General features: G+C 63.6%; 16 protein-coding genes and 1 pseudogene. 7 read left to right on the forward strand and 10 right to left on the reverse strand.

Annotation, left to right across the window (positions count from 1 at the left end; all coding sequences use genetic code 11):
* Positions 1–4: 4 nt before the first annotated feature.
* The 3 genes from A3AI_RS0122625 to A3AI_RS0122635 are packed head-to-tail and all read right to left on the reverse strand — an operon-like array spanning position 5 to position 2,792.
* Entirely contained in the window at positions 5–763 is a 759-nt protein-coding gene (locus A3AI_RS0122625; protein WP_024517765.1) for an ABC transporter ATP-binding protein, read from the reverse strand.
* The gene (locus tag A3AI_RS0122630; RefSeq protein ID WP_024517766.1) at positions 760–1,911 is read right to left on the reverse strand and encodes a branched-chain amino acid ABC transporter permease; all 1,152 of its coding nucleotides are present in this window, start codon (positions 1,909–1,911) and stop codon (positions 760–762) included. The genes A3AI_RS0122625 and A3AI_RS0122630 overlap by 4 nt, the downstream gene beginning before the upstream one ends.
* Positions 1,912–1,916: 5 nt before the next feature.
* The gene (locus A3AI_RS0122635) at positions 1,917–2,792 is read right to left on the reverse strand and encodes a branched-chain amino acid ABC transporter permease (RefSeq protein WP_024517767.1); all 876 of its coding nucleotides are present in this window, start codon (positions 2,790–2,792) and stop codon (positions 1,917–1,919) included.
* 285 nt (positions 2,793–3,077) lie between these two features.
* On the opposite strand from A3AI_RS0122635, the gene A3AI_RS0122640 reads away from it, so the two are divergent.
* The gene (locus A3AI_RS0122640) at positions 3,078–3,830 is read left to right on the forward strand and encodes an ABC transporter ATP-binding protein (protein ID WP_024517768.1); all 753 of its coding nucleotides are present in this window, start codon (positions 3,078–3,080) and stop codon (positions 3,828–3,830) included.
* Positions 3,827–5,353: a hypothetical protein gene (locus A3AI_RS0122645; protein WP_024517769.1), complete on the forward strand. Its 1,527-nt coding sequence runs from the start codon at positions 3,827–3,829 to the stop codon at positions 5,351–5,353. The genes A3AI_RS0122640 and A3AI_RS0122645 overlap by 4 nt, the downstream gene beginning before the upstream one ends.
* Here A3AI_RS0122645 and A3AI_RS0122650 read toward each other — a convergent pair.
* The gene (locus A3AI_RS0122650; RefSeq protein ID WP_024517770.1) at positions 5,334–6,272 is read right to left on the reverse strand and encodes an alpha/beta fold hydrolase; all 939 of its coding nucleotides are present in this window, start codon (positions 6,270–6,272) and stop codon (positions 5,334–5,336) included. The two genes, A3AI_RS0122645 and A3AI_RS0122650, sit on opposite strands and share 20 nt — an antisense overlap.
* A 125-nt stretch (positions 6,273–6,397) precedes the next feature.
* Between A3AI_RS0122650 and A3AI_RS0122655 the strand changes: the two genes are divergently transcribed.
* From A3AI_RS0122655 to A3AI_RS0122665, 3 genes are all read left to right on the forward strand, one after another.
* Positions 6,398–7,213 (forward strand): MBL fold metallo-hydrolase, encoded by an 816-nt coding sequence (locus A3AI_RS0122655; RefSeq protein WP_024517771.1) that lies wholly within the window; start codon positions 6,398–6,400, stop codon positions 7,211–7,213.
* Positions 7,214–7,283: 70 nt separating this feature from the next.
* Positions 7,284–7,826 (forward strand): hypothetical protein, encoded by a 543-nt coding sequence (locus A3AI_RS0122660; protein ID WP_036049225.1) that lies wholly within the window; start codon positions 7,284–7,286, stop codon positions 7,824–7,826.
* 52 nt (positions 7,827–7,878) lie between these two features.
* Entirely contained in the window at positions 7,879–8,928 is a 1,050-nt protein-coding gene (locus A3AI_RS0122665; RefSeq protein ID WP_024517773.1) for an amidohydrolase family protein, read from the forward strand.
* Between the two features lie 98 nt (positions 8,929–9,026).
* On the opposite strand, the gene A3AI_RS0122670 is transcribed toward A3AI_RS0122665, so the two are convergent.
* Both A3AI_RS0122670 and A3AI_RS0122675 read right to left on the reverse strand, forming a co-directional pair.
* Positions 9,027–9,482, reverse strand: a complete 456-nt coding sequence (locus A3AI_RS0122670) for a cupin domain-containing protein (protein ID WP_024517774.1) — start codon at positions 9,480–9,482, stop codon at positions 9,027–9,029.
* Positions 9,483–9,625: 143 nt separating this feature from the next.
* Entirely contained in the window at positions 9,626–10,543 is a 918-nt protein-coding gene (locus tag A3AI_RS0122675; protein WP_024517775.1) for a hotdog domain-containing protein, read from the reverse strand.
* A gap of 220 nt (positions 10,544–10,763) precedes the next feature.
* Here A3AI_RS0122675 and A3AI_RS0122680 point away from each other — a divergent pair, with 220 nt between their 5' ends.
* Both A3AI_RS0122680 and A3AI_RS0122685 read left to right on the forward strand, forming a co-directional pair.
* Positions 10,764–11,549 carry a COG4705 family protein gene (locus A3AI_RS0122680; protein WP_024517776.1) on the forward strand — a complete coding sequence of 262 codons (786 nt, stop codon included), beginning with the start codon at positions 10,764–10,766 and terminating at the stop codon, positions 11,547–11,549.
* 158 nt (positions 11,550–11,707) lie between these two features.
* A complete protein-coding gene (locus tag A3AI_RS0122685; RefSeq protein ID WP_036049157.1) occupies positions 11,708–12,127 on the forward strand; it encodes a DUF4399 domain-containing protein in 420 nt (139 codons plus the stop codon).
* A 158-nt stretch (positions 12,128–12,285) separates the two neighbouring features.
* On the opposite strand, the gene A3AI_RS0122690 is transcribed toward A3AI_RS0122685, so the two are convergent.
* The 4 genes and pseudogenes from A3AI_RS0122690 to A3AI_RS48825 all read right to left on the reverse strand — a co-directional run bounded on the left by A3AI_RS0122690 (position 12,286) and on the right by A3AI_RS48825 (position 16,473).
* Positions 12,286–13,542: an aminopeptidase gene (locus tag A3AI_RS0122690; RefSeq protein WP_024517778.1), complete on the reverse strand. Its 1,257-nt coding sequence runs from the start codon at positions 13,540–13,542 to the stop codon at positions 12,286–12,288.
* Between the two features lie 113 nt (positions 13,543–13,655).
* A pseudogene (locus A3AI_RS49375) lies at positions 13,656–14,636 on the reverse strand (sensor histidine kinase); the annotation flags it as partial.
* Positions 14,637–15,063: 427 nt separating this feature from the next.
* Positions 15,064–15,756 (reverse strand): response regulator transcription factor, encoded by a 693-nt coding sequence (locus A3AI_RS0122700; RefSeq protein WP_024517780.1) that lies wholly within the window; start codon positions 15,754–15,756, stop codon positions 15,064–15,066.
* Positions 15,757–15,858: 102 nt separating this feature from the next.
* Positions 15,859–16,473 (reverse strand): hypothetical protein, encoded by a 615-nt coding sequence (locus tag A3AI_RS48825; RefSeq protein WP_024517781.1) that lies wholly within the window; start codon positions 16,471–16,473, stop codon positions 15,859–15,861.
* Positions 16,474–16,489: the final 16 nt, after the last annotated feature.

Here is a 16,489-nt window from a genome sequence, read left to right on the forward strand (position 1 = left end):
TCCCTCATGCCCCGAGATAGGCCGCGATGACGTCGGGGTGGCGCTGCACCTCATGAGGGGTGCCCATCGCCAGCACGCGGCCATAGTTCAGCGCGATGACGCGGTCGGAGACGCGGTTCACCAGCGTCATGTCATGCTCGACCATGATCACGGTGATGCCGAGCTCGCTTTTCATGTCGCGGATCCAGAACGACATGTCGTCGGTCTCCTCGACATTGAGCCCCGAGGACGGCTCATCCAGAAGAATCAGCTTCGGTTCCGAACAGAGCGCTCGCGCGAGCTCGATGACCTTGCGCACGCCGTAAGGCAGGCCCGAGATCAGCTTGTCGCGATAAGGCTCGAGATCGAGGAATTCGATCACCTGCTCGACGCGGCGGCGGTGCAGCTTCTCATTGGCGCGAACGCTCGGCAGGAACAGAAGCTCCTGCCAGAGCTGGGTCGTAGAGTGGCGATGCCGCCCGACCAGGAGGTTGCTGAGTACGGTGGCATTTTCGAACAGCTCGATGTTCTGGAAGGTGCGGGCAATGCCGAGCCGTGCGATCGCATAAGCCGGCTCCTGGGTGATGTCCCGGTCCTCGAAAAAGATCTTTCCAAAAGTCGGCGAATAGATGCGCGAGATCAGGTTGAAGATCGAGCTTTTTCCGGCGCCGTTGGGGCCGATGATGGAGAGGATCTCGCCCTTCTCCACCGCAAAGGAGACGGCGTCGACCGCCTTCAGGCCTCCGAAATGCAGCGACAGGTTTTCGGCGCGGAAATAGCTCATCGGTTCCGCTCCGATTTCACATAGATCTTCTGCCGCTTGAAAGTGGCGCGCTTGTAGAGCGGGAACAGCTGGAAAAACAGTCTGATCTTCAGCCAGCGGCCGTAGAGCCCGAGCGGCTCGAACAGCACGAAGAGAACGATGATCACGCCATAGATCGCTCCCTTTAGCCCGTTGGCTGAAGCAAACGCCGCGACGCTGTCCTGGATATGGCCGGCTCGTTCGCTGCCCGCACCCAACGTGGCGGCGAGGCTGCCGACCATGCCGGGCACGTCGTCCTTCAGATAGGTAAGGAACGGATCTAACATCACGATGAAGATCGCACCCAGCACGGCGCCATGAAGGCTGAACGTGCCGCCGATCAAGATCACGATGATGAACTCGATCGAGAGCTGCAGCGTGAACATTTCCGGGCTGATGAAGGAGAGCTTGTGCGCGAACAGGCAGCCCGCGAAGCCGGTGATCCCTGCTGAAATCGCGAACGACTTCACCTTGTAGAGCGAGACGTTGATGCCCATGCTGCGCGCGGCTGTCTCGCTGTCACGGATGGCGATGAAGGCGCGCCCGGTCGGCGAGCGCAACAGATTCAGCGCGCCGACGATGGTCAGCACCAGCACGGCTAGGCAAAGGAAATAGAACGCCGGGCTGTCGCGCGGCACCGTTGTGCCCAGCCATTGGATGGTCTTGACCCGCATCCCCTCATTGCCATGGGTGACGCTCTCCCAACGCGCCAGGATTTCCTCCACGATGAAGGCAAAGGAGATGGTGGCGATGACGAGGTAGATGCCCTGCAGCCGCAGCGCCGGAAAGCCGACAATGGCGCCGATCGCGCCGGTCAGCAGCCCCGCGGCCAGGAAATAGACCGGAAACGGCACGTTGTATTGCTGCAGGTAAGCCGCCGTATAGGCGCCGATCGCAAGGAACGCCGCGTGTCCCAGCGACGCCTGGCCCGTGAAGCCGGTCAGGATCAGCAGCGCCACGCCGACGGTTGCGTAGATGCAAACAAAGACGACCTGGCTCATCAGATAGCTGGAGAGCACGTAAGGCGCGATGATGAGCAGCACGAACAGCGCACCATAGGACAGCACGTAGCCTGAATGCGGGACCAGCCGGATATCGTCTTCATAATCGGTCTTGAAGAGAAATCGCATGCGGTTCAGACCTTCTTGCGCATGGGAAGACCGAACAGGCCTTGAGGCCGAAGCAGCAGCACAAGCAGCAACACGATATACGGTGCGACGTCCTTCCATCCTTCCGGCAAATAAAAGCCGGCCATGCTCTCGATCACGCCGATCAAGACGCCGCCGACAACCGCGCCCGGGATCGAGCCGAAGCCGCCGAGCACCGCAGCCGGAAACGCCTTCAGCCCCAGCACCAGACCGACATTGGAATGGATGAAGGTGATCGGCGCGAGCAGGACGCCGGCGCAGGTCGCAACGGCCGCGCTGATAGCCCAGACGATCGAAACCACCCGCTTGACCGGAATGCCCATGTAATAGGCCGCGAGCATGTTCTCGGAACTCGCGCGCATCGCCGTGCCGAGCGTGGTCTTGTTGAAGAATAGATAGAGCAGCGCACAGAGTATGATGGTCGCCGCAATCACCGAGAGCTTGTCATAGGCGAGCACCAGGCTGCCGATCCGCAAGACCCCCTGGCTGAACGGCGTCTCGATCTTGAAATCATCGGTACCCCAGATCATGCCGGCGATCGAGCGCAGGAAATAGCCGAGCCCGATGGTCGCCATGATGATGGAGAATTGCGGATAGCCGAGGATCGGACGCACTACCAGCCGCTCAGCCAGCATGCCCAAGGCGGCCATGCAGGCGACCGCAGCGGCGAAGCCGATCCAGTAGTTCAGCCCCAGGATACCGATGAAAGTAAAGGCGAAGAAGCCGCCCAGCATCATCAGGTCGCCTTGGGCGAAATTAACGACCTCGGTGGCCTTGTAGACGAGCACAAAGCCAAGCGCGATCAGGCCGTAAACGCAGCCGAGCGCAATGCCGCTGACCAACTGCTGAACGAAGTCCAGCATTGTCTCCTCCCCGAAAGCGGCGGGCGGTTCTTTGATCGCCTCTGTCACGCTCACGTATCAGGTCTTTCGCAGGCGTCAGCCGCCTGCCGAAAGATCGTGCATTTGTCCCGCCGCGTATTCAGCCCAAAGGCGGAACTTCTGTCAACAAAGCGCTCATCATCCTCTTGGCTTACGGCCGCCCCTCTCCCGGCTTACCGCATTTGCGGCCGCCGATTCACGGTGCCGAAACATGTTCTGGTCCATTTTGGCGCCCGAAAACGCGCAAACCATCTCGGTGATGATTTCATGAAATCCGAACAGCCGGCCCTGCATGTGCAAGGGTTAACAAAGCGTTTCGACCGGCCTGCGGTCGATGCGCTCGACCTCACGGTCCACGCCGGTGAGTTCTATGCCCTGGTCGGCCCAAACGGCGCCGGCAAGACCACGACCTTGCGCATGGTCGCTGGCCTGTTGCGGCCCGATGCCGGATCGGTCGCGATCTTCGGCGTCGATGCCTTGCGTGATCCCATCGCCGCCAAGCAGATCATGGCCTGGGTCTGCGACGAGCCGATGATCTATGACAAGCTGACGCCGCTGGAATATCTGGAATTCGTCGCCGGCCTTTGGGGCGTCGATCCCAGGGTCTCGACCCCTGCCGCGCGCGACCTTCTGGCTTCGCTTGGCCTCGAGCCGCATTTGAACGAGCGCTGCGAGGGCTTTTCCAAGGGCATGCGCCAGAAGGTGGCGCTGGCCGGTGCGCTGGTGCACGATCCGCGCCTGATCATCCTGGACGAGCCGCTGACCGGGCTCGACGCGGTGTCCGCGCGCCATGTCAAGGGCCTGCTTGGTGAGCGCGTGCGCGCCGGGGACACCGTGATCATGACCACGCATATTCTCGAAGTCGCCGAGCGCATGGCCGACCGCATCGGCGTGATCGCCGCCGGCCGGCTGGTCGCCGAGGGCACGCTGGCCGAACTGCGCGCACAGAACGGCCATGGCAACACCAGCCTTGAAGATTTGTTCATCGCGCTGGTCGATGTAGAGGCGGAAGCCGCATGAGCGCGGCCACTACGCTCAGCTGGTTCGCCCGGCACGAGCTCAAGCTCGCCTGGCGCGAATGGCTTGCCATGATGACCGGCGGACGGCGCGGGCGAAAGCGCGCCGCGGCGATCGGGCTCGTCGCCTTCGCTGCGCTGATGCACCTGCCGGCCTATGCCGTGATCGGCCGTTTCGCGAATTTGCAGCCGCCGCTGGACAAGACCTCGCTGATCGTCCTCACCTCGACCATTCTCCTGGCCTGGGCGTTGATGCTGTCGCAGGCGATCGAGTCGGTCACGCGGGTATTTTATGCCCGCGCCGATCTTGACCTCATCATGTCCTCGCCGGCAAAACTGACCAACATCTTCTCGGTGCGCATCGCCGCGATTGCAGTGATGGTCACTGGCATGGCGCTTTTGTTCTCGACGCCCTTTGTCGATGTGCTCGTTCTCAACGGGGGCGCCCGATGGCTCGCCGGCTTCGGCGTGGTCGTCGTCATCGGCTCTTCCGCGGCCGCATTCGCTATTGCGATCACCATTCTCCTGTTCCGCCTGATCGGGCCGGCCCGCACCCGGCTGATCGCGCAGATCCTCGCCGCCATCATCGGCGCGGGTTTCGTCATTGCCCTGCAGATTGCCGCGATCCTCTCCTATGGCACCTTGTCGCGCTTTGCAGTGCTGACCTCGGATGCCGCGGCAGCTTTCGTGCCGGATGCCGACAGCCTCATCTGGTGGCCGGCGCGTGCAGCGCTCGGCGACATCCAGCCACTGCTATTCCTGTTGTCGGCAAGCCTCGTCCTGCTCGGCTGCGTGATGGCAATCTTCTCGCCGCGCTTTGCCGATACCGCGATCGTCGCCTCCGCCCAGGCAATCACGAGCCGCCGAGGCAGCAGGGCGCTCGCATTTCGCGGCGGATCGCGGCAGCAGGCGCTGCGGCGCAAGGAATTCCTGTTGCTCAAGCGCGATCCCTGGCTGATCTCGCAGACCCTGATGCAGCTGCTCTATCTCGTGCCGCCGGCGCTTTTGTTGTGGCGCAGCTTTTCCGACAGTTCCGCAGCGATCGTCCTGATCACGCCGGTCGTCGTGATGGCGGCAGGTCAGCTCTCCGGCGGGCTCGCCTGGCTGACCATCTCCGGCGAGGACGCAGCCGATCTCGTCGCGACCGCGCCGCTCTCTCCCTCGGCCGTGCTGCGCGCCAAGATCGAGGTGGTGCTGATCGTGATCGGCGCGATCTTTGCGCCGCTGATAGTAGCCCTTGCCCTGGCTTCACCGCTGCAAGCTGCGGTCACAGCCTGCGGCGTCACCATCGGCGCGGCGTCGGCGACTGCGATCCAGCTCTGGTTCCGGGTGCAGGCGAGGCGCAGCCAGTTCCGCCGCCGCCAGACCTCCTCGCGCCTTGCGACCTTCGCGGAGGCCTTCTCCTCGATCGGCTGGGCCGCGACCTCAGCACTCGCGCTGTCGCTTCCGGCTGGCGCTGCGGTCAGCGGCCTGATAACGGCAGCGATCGTGGCAGCCACGTGGAAGCTCAGCCCTCGGCGCGGCTGAGCTCGATTACGTCCATCACCGCTGTCGCGAAGGCTTCCGGCTCCTCCTGGGGCAGATTGTGCCCGGCATGCGGGACGACGCGATGGCGGCGAGGGCCGGTGAACTTCGCCGCCTGCGCCGTGCCGTCGGTGACAGGCGCAACGCCGTCGGCATCGCCATCGAGCGTGATCGCCGGCACCGTGATTGGCGGCAAGGCAGCGAGCCGGCGCTGGATGTCCTGATAGCGCGGATCGCCGGCCGCCAGGCCATAGCGATGGCGGTAGCTGTGGATCGCAACGTCGACATAATCAGGGTTGTCGTGCGCCTGCGCGGTCCGCTCGAGACACTCCGCATCGAACTGCCAATTCGGCGACCATTGCTGCCAAAGGATTTTGGTGATCTCGCGCCGATTGGCGGCAAGTCCTGCGCGGCCGCGCTCGGTCTGGAAATACCACTGGTACCAATAGGCCAGCTCCTGCTTCACCGATGCCGGCCGCAGCGCGTTGGCGATATCCTGGATCAGATAGCCATTGACCGAGACCAGCCCGGTGCAGCGTTCCGGCCACAACGCGGCACCGATGCAGGCGGCGCGGCCGCCCCAATCATAGCCCGCGAACACCGCGCGCTTGATTGCAAGCGCATCGATCAGCGCGATCAGATCCGCGCCGATCGCTGCCTGCTCGCCCGACCGCGGCGTGGCGGCATCGCAGAAGCGCGTCGGCCCATAGCCGCGCAAATAAGGCGCGATGACGCGGCAGCCTTTCTCCGCAAGCTGAGGGGCAACATCGACATAAGAATGGATGTCATAGGGAAAGCCGTGCAACAGCACGACCGCCGGACCATCCGCAGGCCCCGCATGGTGATAGCCGATGGTGAGCACGCCCGCATCGACAGAACGGAGCGGCTCCAGCCGGCTGGATGGGGATGCCCGATTTGCCATCGATCGTTACTCCGGATCGGCTGCCTTCCACGGCGGTCGTGACATTCTGTTGATTGACGGGGATTATAGTGCTTCCGCGGGTTCGACGATACAGTCTTGCGGCCAAGCGAGAGACGGGCCTTCAAATGCTGCGTGCTGTTTCCGCAATCATCGCCTTCCTGGGCCTTTTCACTGCAACTGCCGCAGCAGAGGGCACGCAACGCAGCGAGTGCCTGGCGATCTCGCGAAACGGCCCGCGCGCTACGCCGGTGAGCCTGCGCCAGACCGCCGCTGCAGCCGACGAGGTAGCGATCACCTATGGCGGGCACTCCACCTATTTCATCGATACGCCGGGCGGCGTGCGCATCGCGACCGATTATAGCGGCGCCTACCAGATCGGCCGGCTGCCCGACGTCGTCACCATGAACCGGGCTCATTCGACGCACTACACATTGTTCCCCGACAAGCGCATTCCCCATGTGCTGCATGGCTGGCGCGACGACGGGCAGCCGGCTGAGATCGCGGAACGGATCGGCGACGTCTTCATCCGCAACGTTACCACCGACATCCGCCGCTATTTCGGCGACACCTCCGGCACCGACATGATCAGGGACGGCAACTCGATCTTCATCTTCGAGGTTGCGGGCCTGTGCATCGGCCATCTTGGCCACCTCCACGTCAAGCTCGACGACAGCCATTTCGCCGCAATCGGACGACTCGACATCGCGATGGTGCCGATCGACGGCACCTACACCATGTCGCTCGACGGCATCTCCGACATTACCCGCCGCCTGCGCGCCTCGATCGTGCTGCCGATGCACCGCTTTGCGACGCCGCTGGATGAATTCATGGACCGCATCGGCAAGCAGTTCGAGATCGATGTCCGCGGCGAGCGTACCTTGCGGATTTCCCGCGAGACACTGCCCACGACACCAACTGTGATTATCCTCGACGGCGTCTAGCCGGACGGCGCAATTTTCTCCAAGTCCAGCGGCGCGACCCGTGTTGATCTCGACAGACAAGGAGATCGACATGACCATTGCCAAGCCTGACTTCCGCACCGTGCTGCACGCCGAGGGCCCCGATCCCGCGCGTGCCGAGGCGCTTAAGCTTTATGGACGCTTTGTCGGCAGCTGGGACGCCAAAATCACCGCACATGGCACCGACGGCGTCAGCCATCAGGCCACCGGCGAAATCCATTTCGGCTGGGTATTGCAGGGGCGCGCCATCCAGGACATCTGGATGATCCCACGGCTCGCCGAGCGCACCACCGCACCTGCCTTTCCGATCGCCGGCCACTGGTACGGCACGACGCTACGTATCTACGATCCGACCATCGAAGCCTGGCGCATCTACTGGATCGATCCCGCGACCAACTCCTTCCGCCAGCAAATCGGCCGCGCGCACGGGGCTGACATCGTCCAGGAAGGCACAACGGAGAGCGGGGCGCATACGCGCTGGAGTTTCACAAAGATCACGCCGGATTCATTCCACTGGCTCGGCGAAAACAAGCCGGCCGCTGGCGCCGATTGGCGTCTCGTGACGGAAGTACGCGCGCAACGCCAACAGTCCTGATATCGTCGCAAAGCCCAGACATAAGGGCCTAAGATATCAGGGAGTGAAACCGATGGCCGCCAGCAGCGCACCGATGTCAAAAAGCGGGCTCTATGCCGATCCACGTTCGGACTGGCTTGCGCTCTACAACGAGGAGATCATCGATGCGGCGCGCCCCATTGTCGATCCGCATCATCATCTGTGGGATCGTGGCGGCCAGCGCTATCTGATCGAGGAGATGGCCGCCGATGTCGCAAGCGGCCACAATATCGTCGCCACCGTCTATGTCGATTGCCGATCGATGTATCGCGCCACGGGGGCGGAAGCTTTCCGACCGGTCGGCGAGGTCGAGTTCGCCGATGGCATCGCCGCCATGAGCGCGAGCGGCGGCTATGGCAAAGCGCAGATTTGCGCCGGCATCGTCAGCCACGTGAACCTGCTGCTCGGAGATGCCGCAAAGCCCGTGCTTGAGGCCGAAATCGCGGCAGGCGGCGGCCGCTTTCGCGGCATTCGCCACTCCTCCGCCTGGGACGCCGACGCCGACATCGCCGGCATGTATGCGACGCGACCGCAGGGGCTGCTGCGCGATCCCGCTTTCCGCAAGGGTTTTGCGTGCCTCGCGCCACTTAATCTCAGCTTCGATGCCTGGCTATTCCATCCCCAGATCGGCGAGCTCGCCGACCTTGCCCGCGCCTTCCCCGACACCAAGATCGTGCTCGATCATTGCGGCGGTCCGGTGGGCCTCGGCCGTTTTGCCGGGCGACGCGAGGAGACCTTTGCGCTCTGGAAGGCGTCGATCCTGGACATCGCGCAATGTCCGAATGTCGTGGTCAAGCTCGGCGGGCTCGCGATGCGGCTGTTGGGCTACGACTTTCACGAACGGCCGAGGCCGCCTTCGTCCGAAGAACTCGCCGCGGCGTGGCGGCCCTATATCGAGACCTGCATCCAGGCGTTCGGCACCAAGCGCGCAATGTTCGAAAGCAATTTCCCGCCGGACAAGGGCCAGTGCAGCTACCAGGTGATCTTCAACGCCTTCAAGCGCATCGCGACGTCCTGCTCCGAAGACGAGAAGACCGCGTTGTTTTCGAAGACCGCTGCCGACTTCTATCGGCTGGAAATCTAAAGCGCGATGAGATTTGGTTGAATCGTCATCGCGCTTTAGGTCTTCGATTGAGCATGATCTTTTTCGGAAAACCGCTACACACTTTTCCGGATCATGCTTTAGCTCGCACCCATCAGCCTCGCAGCCTTCTGGCCTGCAGCCGGGATAAACATGCGCTTGATCTTGCCGATCACGCGTATGGCGAAGCCGAGCCACACTGGCTGGGTCTTGCGACAGAAGGCCAGCTTCTTGACGTGACCTTCGACGTGCCATTTGGCATGCGCGCCATCCTTGAAGAAGATGACAGCGCCTGGACCATAGCGCGTCGGGCCCAGGTTTTCGTTCTCGAGCACGATCGATCCCTCCAGGATCAGGATCGTCTCGTCGAAATCATAATACCAGTTGAACTTGCCTTCGGTGCAATACCAGACGATGGTCGTCGCCGTCCCGTCGGCACTCTGCGACAGCGTGCAGGCACTTGCAGCAGGCTTCCCCTCGATGATCCAGGACGGCGCGATCGGCCGCGGCGTCAGTTCAACGTTGAGATTGCCGATTTCGATCAGCCCGCGCGACATCACTCTACCCCGCCCAAGAGTCCGCTCATGAACAAGCGGCGCGCTGTCGAAAACGACCCGGCCGCCTTGTTCCAGGCTAGCCGGGTACTTTTAAGCATTCCTTACGAAATCCTTTACAATCGGCTGGAAGCTAAGCAAGGGGTCTATTCGTCGTCGCCGTCAGGCGTCCGTCGCAGCATGAAATGGCCGAATGCCGAGGCGATGGGTTTGGCGCGGTCGCGCTGCCAGGCCTGCGCCTCGAATGCAACGACGCGTCTGCCCTGCTTGACGATCGACACGGTGGCGTAGCTGTCGAGCGCACGCCCCGAGCGCAGATAATTGATCGTCAGCCCGATCGGCTTTGGCCATTCAGAAGCGCCGAGCTCGCGGGTCACCCCGATGATCGCAGTTGTCTCGAGAAAGGCGCCGGTCATGCCGCCATGGATGGCGGGCAGAATCGGGTTGCCGATGATCTTCGGCGAGAACGGCATCACCAGCGTGCCATCGTCGCCGATGCGGATGCCGAGACAGCGAGCAAACGGGCTGTTGGCGAACGGGCTTGACGGATCGTCCGGCGCCTCGAGCACCGGCAGCGGGCCGTCGAGGCTCGACCTGTCCTTGAGCATGTTGGTGCGGTTGGCGCCGATCATAAAGCAGGCTGTTGCGGTGGCGACCGGATCGTCCTCGGACTCCTGGTAGGCGGTCGAGCGCACGAAGGCGATGGAGCGAGTGACGCGGTAGCACTTTGAATGCGCCTTGATGGCAAGACCGGGCGTCGCTGGCCTCTGGTAATCGATGCGCAAATCGAGCGTCGCAATGGCGCTGGAACCGTCGAGTGCGAGCTGGACGGCCATGCCGCAGCTCTCGTCCAGCATCGCCGTGACGACACCGCCGTGGAGGACGCCGGTGCTGGCGTCGCCGACAAAGACGGGACGATACGGCAGGCTCGACCAGGCCTCCCCTGGCTCGGCGCGATCGAGCATCAGCCCGCTGGTGGCGCCATAGACGGAGCGGCGGCCCTTGATGGCCTCGGCGAGCTCGTCAAACGACAGCGGCGCGGCAGGAATCGATGTGTCGGACATGACGGAACTTTTAGCCCAGTGGCGCGGCGCGGGCAAAACTCGCGCGCATTGTTCCCCAGGGGATTTGACCCAATGGCTTGGCCCTCCGCCGACCCAGCCGGGGAAAGTCCGGGCAGCCAATCCGGATCAACTCCGCTTGAGAGGCAGGCGGCGGCCTTAAATGAACCGTCTCCGCGCTTCAGCGTTCACGCTCCGTCGCTCCAGCGCAGGAACCCCCACCTTGAATCACTCCAGACAAGAAGCCCTGAGCAAGGTTCCAGAAGTCACACTGATCTTCTGGATCATCAAGATCGCCGCCACCACGCTCGGCGAGACCGGCGGGGACACGGTCACCATGACGCTCGACTGGGGCTATCTCGCGGGCAGCCTGCTGTTCGTCGTCGCGCTGATCGTGCTGGTTGCGGCACAGATCATGGCGAAGAAATTCCATCCCCTGCTCTATTGGGCGACGATCGTGGCGTCCACCACCTTTGGCACCACCATGGCCGATTTCGCCGATCGCTCGCTCGGCATCGGCTACACCGGCGGCTCAACATTGCTGGCGCTGCTGCTCGCCGCAACGCTGCTGCTGTGGCGCTTCTCGCAAGGCACGATCGACGTCAACACCGTCGCGACGCCGAAGGCGGAGGCCTTCTACTGGGCGGCGATCACCTTCTCCCAAACACTCGGCACCGCGCTCGGCGACTGGATCGCCGATACCGGCGGGCTCGGCTATGAGGGCGGTGCACTGGTGTTTGCTGCAGCCCTCGCGGTGGTCGTGCTGCTCCATTATTTCACAAGCGCCTCGCGCGTGCTCTTGTTCTGGGCCGCCTTCATCCTGACCCGGCCGCTGGGTGCAACCGTCGGCGATTTCCTCGACAAGCCGATTGCCGACGGCGGCCTCGCGCTGAGCCGGCCGCTGGCGTCCGCTGTGATTGCCGCCTTCATCATCGTCTGTGTGCTCGTGCTGCCACAGCGCGCCGGACGACATCCGGGTGTGAGCGAAACGGAATTTGCGCGAAATTAACCAGCTCCGCGGTTGTCATGGCCCGGGTAGAGCCTGGGCATGACGACCGCGCTTGTGGCTGCGCGGATGCCCGGTCGCCCGACGGTCACATTTTCTTCGCTCCGGCACGGCAAGGTCGCCGCGCCCGCGCCCTCCATGCAACCTCCCAAGGAATCCCCATGCGACTTTCTTTGCTGACCATCGCCCTGTTCTCGACCATCGCGGTGGCACAAGCCGGCGAAACGCCCGCGCCCGCCAATGCCAAGGTCTATTTCATCAATTTGAAGGACGGCGACACCGTCACCTCGCCGGTGACCATCCGTTTCGGCCTTTCCGGCATGGGGATCGCGCCGGCCGGCACGCAGGTCGCCGACACCGGCCATCACCATCTGATCATCGACGACAAGATCGAGGGCGATGCGCTGAACGAGGCGATCCCCGTGGACGAGCATCACCTTCATTTCGGCAAAGGCCAGACCGAAGCGTCCGTGACGCTGCCAAAGGGCAGCCACACGCTGCAACTCGTGCTTGCCGACTGGAGCCACATTCCCCATAAGCCGCCGGTGATGTCAGAGCGCATCACGGTGAATGTGGAGTGATGCTGCAATCGATGGTGTAGCGGGCTTCGGTCGCAATGAAGCTCTCTCCGCCATCACTCCCCGGGGATGCGACGCATCGAACTCCAATGTGCAATCGCGCATCTGAGAATCCCGGGATTCCGGGGTCGCCTCTTCAAGGCGCCCCGGAATGACCGCGCCTATTTCGCCCACTCGCCTTTGCGGAACACCGGCACGCGGCGGCCGTCGGCGTGGACGCCGTCAATATCGGTCTGGTCGGAGCCGATCATCCAATCGATGTGGATGAGGCTCCGGTTGCCGCCTTGGGCTGCGATCTGCTGCGGCGTCAGCTTGTCGCCGCCCACGAAGCACTTCGAGTAGCACTGGCCGAGCGCGATGTGGGAGGCAGCGTTCTCGTCGAACAGGGTGTTGAAGAACAAGAGCCCGCTTTTCGAGATCGGCGAGGAATGCGGCACCAACGCCACCTCGCCGAGCCTGCGCGCGCCCTCGTCGGTGTCGAGCACCTTGCTCAGGACTTCCTCGCCGCGGCTGGCGCGCGCTTCGACGATCCGACCCTCCTCGAACTTCACCGCGATGTTGTCGATCAGCGTGCCCTGGTAGGACAGGGGCTTCGACGACACCACATGGCCTTCGACGCGCCGGCAATGCGGCGTGGTGAAGACTTCTTCGGTCGGGATGTTGGCGTTGCAGATGATGCCATTCTTGGCCTGCGACGCGCCGCCTTCCCATTCATGGCCGTCGGCAAGCCCGATGGTCAGGTCCGTGCCGGGCCCCGTGTAATGAAGCGCGGCAAAGCGCTGGCCGTTGAGCCATTCGGTGCGTTCGCGCAAGGCGGCATTATGCGTCTCCCAGGCGGACAGGGCATCGGCGCGGTCAACGCGCGACGCTGCAAAGATCGCGTCCGCAAGCTTTGCGACCGCGACGTCTTCCGGCTCCTCCGGAAACACCTGCTTGGCCCAGGACGGGCTCGGATAGGCGATGATGTTCCAATTGGTGTCGAAGTTGACGATCTTTTCCAGCGCCGGCTGGTAGGCCATCGAATTGGCCTTGCTGGCGCGCGCGACCTTCACCGGATCCTCGCCCGACAGCAGCATCGGGTTGTCGCCGACGATGGCGAGCCGTGCGGTATTGTCCCCGAACGCCTCCGCCATCCCCTTGTAGAGCCAGTTGGCGGCATGATCGAAACCGCCGTCATGGCCGTAGCGATAGCGTGCCAGCGTCACCGTCTCGTCGGACAGAATCGGCGTGACGATGCCGGCGCCGGCCTTGTAGGCATATTCGGCGATCTTGCGCACCAGCGGCAGCGCCACGGCCGGCGCGGTCAATAGCAAGTCCTGCCCTTCGCGCAGGTGCAAGCCGACCTTGATCGCGACTTCCGCGAGACGGTCGAGCTTGACGGGATCAATGGGCGAAGGATTGCGCTGAGATGCGGTCATAGGTGGCTTGGCCTGTTGTTGAGCACGAATCCAATATAGTGCGATTGGCGCGCCGTGGAAGCACCATAGGCACACACCGGTGTTTTACCGTTGTCGCGGCTTTTCGCTTGACGTCAACGCGGAACGCCGTTGGACGCGCCGGATGCCCCCGCCTGCACCTGCGACGGCGCCGCCGCAAACGACAGTCTGGCCTTCAGCCCCGGCGCGTTGGGCAGGAGCTCGATCTGCGCCCCATGCAGGCGGGCCACCGCGGCGACGAGGCTGAGGCCGAGCCCGTTTCCCGGCGCATAGCGGGACTGTTCGAGGCGGTAGAAGCGCTTGAAGACGTGCTCATGCTCGCAAGGCGGGATGCCGGGTCCGTCGTCAGCGATTGAAATGACCGGCCGGCCGTCAATCGTCTCGCAAGCCACGACGACCTCGCCACCGGCGCGGCCATGCTTGAGCGCATTGTCGACGAGATTGGCGATGGCATCGAAGATCAGATCGCGGTCGCCGGTTGCCATCACTTCGCGATCGCCTGTCAGCACGAGGCGGGTGCCGTCCCGCTCCGCCGCGGCATCGTATAATTCGACGACCCCGCCCGCGATTTCGACCAGGTCAACGGTGCGGAAGCCGCCCTTGCGGGCCTGGGTTTCGATCTGCGCGATCCGCACGATAGAGGCGAAGATGCGCAGTACGGCATCGAGGTCGGCGATGGCATCGCCGATCAGCGCCTGGTCGCTCTCGGCGGCACGCTCGCCGAGATAGGCCTTCTCCAGCCGGCCGCGCATGCGCGTCAGCGGCGTCCGCAGATCGTGCGCGACATTGTCGCTGACCTGCCTTACCTCGCCCATCAGCGTCTCGATGCGATCGAGCATCTGGTTCAGGCTTTCAGCGACGCGGTCCCATTCGTCATGGCTGCCGCGCAAGGGGATGCGCTGATCCAGTCCGCTTGCCATGATGGCGCGGCTCGTGGCGTTGATCTGCTCGATCCGCCCCACGGTGCGCCGCGTCACCAGGATGCTCGCCATGACAGCGAGGGCGAAGATCAGCAAGACGCTCGAGATCACCGCCGCCTTTATCGACGCCGTGAAGCTGTCGAGATCGCTGATATCGCGCCCGGCTATCAGGCGATCGCCGTTCGGAAATGTCTCGACGATCCCGCGCAGCAGTGGCTGACCTGCGCCTCCCGATGCGGATTTGGCTCCGCGAAATTCGACCCATCCCGAGGAAGCAGCGGCCTGCGGCCATTCCCTGACATTGCCCGCAAGCACGCGCAACGAGGGATCGACGAGAAGGTAGACACGGTCCGCAAAACTTTTGTCGGCCCGGCGTGCGTCGATCTGCGCAATCACCCCCTCGCGGCCCAAGCGTTCATAACTTTCCCGCAGGCTTGCAATTTCGGTCAGGATGGCGCGATCGGACCGGCTGCGGACATAGGAGGCGGTCGACAGATAGACATAGGCGAAGATCGCAGCCGCGATGACGCCGAAGGTTCCGATCGCGATCAGCGCGAGCTTGAACGTCGACGAGGTGAGGGTCTTAGCCAGGAGCACGGAGGCGATATCCAACACCACGGACCGTGTGAATCAGCGGATAGTCCTGCTGGTCGTCGACCTTGCGACGCACGCGCCCGACGTAAACGTCGATGATGTTGGTCGACGGATCGAAATGCAGATCCCAGACGTGCTGCAGCAGCATCGCGCGCGACACCACGCGGCCCTCATTGCGTACCAGGTACTCCAGCAGCTCGAACTCCTTCGGCAGCAGCATGATCTCCTTGCCGCGCCGACTCGCGGTGCGCGAGATCAGGTCGACCGCGAGGTCGCCGACGCGCAGGATAGTCTCCTTAACGACCGTCTCGCTGCGGCGAAGCAGCGCTTCGAGCCGCGCGAGGAGCTCGACGAAGGAGAACGGCTTGACCAGGTAATCGTCGCCGCCTGCACGCAGTCCGCGCACGCGATCGTCGACCTCCCCGAGCGCGCTGATGATCAGGAAAGGCGCCGAGATGCCGTCGTCGCGGAGCTGACGCATCACGGCAATGCCGTCGATGTCGGGCAGCATGCGGTCGATCGTGATCACGCCGTAATCGCGGCATCCGGCGCGGCTCACCGCTTCGCGGCCCGTTGTCGCAAGGTCGACGAGATAGCCGCTGCTGGCGAGCTGTTCGGTCAGCTGACCGGCGGTTTCCGGATCGTCCTCGACGACGAGAATGCGGCGATGACCTCCCGTCATGATCTTCCTCCGAGGAGTTCTGCACCGAGGGTCGCCACCAGCCGATGCCCAGGTTTACGCAAATCCGCCGGTGGCGATCATCACAATGACGTGGATCGGCCGTCAGTAATAGCCGTAGTCGCCGCATACATTCACCCACTGCGGCCCGTACGCTGTCCAGACGCGGCTCCAGCAGGTGTCGTAGCCGTAGTCGTAGCCGTAGGGGAAGCCGAAGCCAACGAATGCAAAGCGGCGGAAGCGGTTATGGAAGAAGGGGTGATGGAAGTGAGCGAAGCGCGGGCCGAAGGCGCCGTGCGCAAAGCGCGAGCCGACAAAGCCCGGGCCGCCAACAAAGCGTGGGCCGCCAAAGCCGGGACCTCTGACGCCAGGTCCTCTGAAGCCAGGCGCTGCGAAGCCGGGACGACTGAAACCAGGCCCGGGGCCGATGGCGGCGAAACTCCCGCGGCCGCCCATCCCGCCGAAGTGCGCGCCGCCGCCCATGCCGCCGCGCATACCACCCCCAAATCCACCCCCGAATCCGCCTCCTCCCATCCCGTGCCCACCGCCGCCAAAGCCACCACCACCACCGAAGCCACCTCCGCCCCCGCCGTGCCCACCTCCACCTCCACCGCCACCGCCTCCACCGCCGCCTCCTCCGCGGCCGAGAGCGGGCGAAGCCAGGGCGAGCGCAGCCACGACCACGCCCGCGACAAGTGATTTCGCAAATTTATGGTTCATCGTGAGTCTCCATTTC

It is taken from the genome of Bradyrhizobium sp. Tv2a-2 (assembly GCF_000472425.1).
Classification (GTDB): Bacteria; Pseudomonadota; Alphaproteobacteria; order Rhizobiales; family Xanthobacteraceae; genus Bradyrhizobium.